Annotated in this window: 2 protein-coding genes; both read left to right on the forward strand. The window is 68.2% G+C overall.

Annotated elements, in window-relative coordinates:
* Positions 1-1,919 (forward strand): phosphate acyltransferase (locus tag AC3XYG_RS42490; RefSeq protein ID WP_489145966.1); only part of this gene is annotated, 1,919 nt, incomplete at its 5' end.
* Positions 1,920-2,062: 143 nt separating this feature from the next.
* Complete coding sequence (gene ppa, locus AC3XYG_RS42495) at positions 2,063-2,611, forward strand: inorganic diphosphatase (RefSeq protein WP_489145967.1); 549 nt, start codon at positions 2,063-2,065, stop codon at positions 2,609-2,611.
* Positions 2,612-2,735: the final 124 nt, after the last annotated feature.

Below are 2,735 nucleotides of genomic sequence, written 5' to 3' on the forward strand. Positions count from 1 at the left end.
GCGTGCGCTTCCTCGGCCCGTCCTTCGGCGGCATCAACCTCGAGGACATCAAGGCGCCGGACTGCTTCATCATCGAGGCCCGGCTGCGCGAGCTGCTGGACATTCCGGTGTTCCATGACGACCAGCATGGCACCGCGATCATCGCGGCGGCCGGGCTGATCAATGCGCTGGAGCTGACCGGCCGCACCATCGGCGACACCCGGATGGTGCTGAACGGCGCCGGCGCCGCCGCCATCGCCTGCGTCGAGCTGTTCAAGTCGCTGGGCGTGCCGGCGCAGAACATCATCCTGTGCGACAGCAAGGGCGTGGTCTGGCAGGGCCGCACCGAGGGCATGAACCAGTGGAAGGCGGCCCATGCCGTCGACACGCCGCACCGGACCCTGGCCGAGGCGGTCGCCGGCTCCGACGTCTTCATCGGCCTGTCGGTCAAGGGCGCGATGACGGCCGAGATGGTGAAGTCGATGGCCGACAAGCCGATCATCTTCGCCCTGGCCAACCCGGACCCGGAGATAGCACCCGACCAGGTCAAGGCGGTGCGGTCGGACGCGATCATCGCCACCGGCCGGTCGGACTATCCGAACCAGGTCAACAACGTCCTGGGCTTCCCCTACATCTTCCGCGGCGCGCTGGATGTCCGCGCTCGCACCATCAACGAACCGATGAAGCTGGCCGCCGCCCACGCCCTGGCCCGGCTGGCCCGCCAGGACGTGCCGGACGAGGTCGACAGCGCCTATTCCGGCCGCCGGCTGCGCTACGGCCCCGACTACATCATCCCGGTGCCGTTCGACCCGCGGCTGATCGAGGAGATCCCGCTGGCCGTGGCCCTGGCGGCGATGGAATCGGGCGTCGCCCGCAAGCCGATCGCCGACATCGCCGCCTATCGCCAGAGCCTGCGCCGCCGGCTGGACCCGACGGTCGACAAGCTGCAGCTGATCTTCGACAAGGTGGCGTCGACCGACACCCGCGTGGTGTTCGCCGAGGGCGAGGAGGAGCGCACGATCCGCGCCGCCATCGCCTTCCGCGCCGCCGGCTACGGCACGCCGATCCTGATCGGCCGTGAGGAGCGGGTGCGCGAGACCATGGCCCGGATCGGCCTGCCGGAGGCGACCGTCGCCGAGCTGGAAATCCACAACGCCCGGCTGTCGCAGCACAACGAGCGCTACATCGACTTCGTCTGGCGCCGGCTGCAGCGCCAGGGGCTGCTGCAGCGTGACGTCGCCCGCATGGTCAACCAGGGCCGCAACATCTTCGCCGCCTGCATGGTCGCGCATGGCGATGCCGACGCCATGGTCACCGGCCTGACCCGCAACTTCACCACCTGCTTCGAGGAGATCACCCGCGTGATCGACCCGGCGCCAGACCATGTGCCGTTCGGCCTGTCGATGCTGACGGTGCGCGGCGGCACGGTGCTGATCGCCGACACCACGGTGCATGAGCGGCCGGACCCGGATCTCTTGGTCGACATCGCGCTGCAGGCCGCGGCCAAGGCCCGGCAGCTGGGGCATGAGCCGCGGCTGGCCTTCCTGTCCTCCTCGAACTTCGGCCAGCCGATGCGCGAATTCACCCAGCGCATCCGCGACGCGGTTACCATCATGGATGCCCGTGCCAAGGCGGGTGAGGTCGATTTCGAGTATGACGGCGAAATGACCGCCGAGGTCGCACTCGACTACGATCTGATGAAGCGGCTGTATCCGTTCGCCCGCCTGTCCGGCCCGGCCAACCTGCTGATCATGCCGGCGCTGAACGCTGCCAACATCGGCGCCAAGATGATCCAGAAGCTGGCCGGCGCCTCGCTGATCGGGCCGCTGCTGTGCGGGCTGGAGAAGCCGGCCCAGGTGGTGCAGATGGGCGCAACGGTGACCGAGATCGTCACCGCCGCGGCGCTGGCGGCCTACGATGCGCTGCCGCAGAGGCGCTAGCTCGCCGAAAGGCGGTGGGTCGATCGCTGCGCTGCACAAAAAGATGGGTCGATTCGCGCGATGAGAATGGCTCGGCACTAGCCCTGGGGCGCGGTCCGCATTATGGTCCGCGCCCATACCCCTCAGGAACGACCAGGGCCGTCATGGATATCAGCAAGATCGCGGTGGGCGTGAACCCGCCCTTCGATGTCAACGTCCTCATCGAGAACCCGATGGGCGGGGTGCCGGTGAAGTACGAGCTCGACAAGGCGTCGGGCGCGATGTTCGTCGACCGCTTCCTGCACACCGCGATGGCCTATCCCGGCAATTACGGCTTCATCCCGCACACCCTGTCGGGTGACGGCGACCCGGTCGACGTTATCGTCGTCGGGCGTGAGCCGGTGATGCCCGGTGCGGTGCTGCGCGCCCGCCCGGTCGGCGTGCTGCTGATGGAGGACGAGGCAGGCGAGGACGAGAAGATCCTGGCCGTGCCGGTGTCGAAGCTGCACCCCTACTACGCCAAGGTGCAGAGCTATGAGGATTTGCAGGAAATCCTGCGCGACCAGATCTCCCACGTCTTCGCCCACTACAAGGACCTGGAAAAGGGCAAGTGGGTCCGGATCATGGGCTGGGACGGGCCGCAGCGGGCCGCCGAGATGATCGTCGCCGGCATCGAGCGGGCCAAGGCCGACAAGAAGTCCGCCGCCGAGTAACGCCGTGACCGCGTCGCTGGAGATCACGGTCGGGGACATCACCCGGCTGGGGGTCGACGCGATCGTCAAGGCGGCGAATTCGGCTTTGTCGGGTGGTGGTGGCGTCGACGGCGCCATCCACCGC

The organism is Inquilinus sp. (assembly GCF_057815775.1).

Bases quoted from the DNA above. Each gene is read 5' to 3' on its own strand.
- ppa (WP_489145967.1), top strand. From the start codon at position 2,063: ATGGATATCAGCAAGATCGCGGTGGGCGTGAACCCGCCCTTCGATGTC.